The sequence below is a fragment of the Photorhabdus stackebrandtii genome, from assembly GCF_011189495.1.
GTDB classification, from domain to species: Bacteria; Pseudomonadota; Gammaproteobacteria; order Enterobacterales; family Enterobacteriaceae; genus Photorhabdus; species Photorhabdus khanii.
This window is the reverse complement of the sequence record NZ_PUJV01000222.1, coordinates 1-214: the sequence shown is the minus strand read 5'-3', so window position 1 is coordinate 214 and position 214 is coordinate 1. Positions and strand designations below refer to the sequence as shown.

At 61.2% G+C, this 214-nt stretch carries 1 protein-coding gene; it reads left to right on the top strand.

What is annotated here, in order from left to right; translation table 11 throughout:
* On the top strand, window positions 1-214 hold a 214-nt coding region (locus C5470_RS22390; protein WP_166291980.1), incomplete at both ends, for a phosphopantetheine-binding protein.

Sequence of the window (214 nt, the reverse complement as noted above, 5' to 3'; positions counted from 1 at the left end):
TTGCCCGCCAGCGTTATGCAGCCCCGCAGGGCGCCACCGAAACCGCCCTGGCGGTGGTCTGGCGTGAGTTACTGGGCCTTGAACAAGTCAGCCGGCATGACAATTTCTTTGCCCTGGGCGGGCATTCTTTGCTGGCGGTGCGGGTGATAGAACATTTGCGTCAGCAGGGGCTTACACTGGCGGTACGCGACCTGTTTCAGACTCCGGTGTTAGC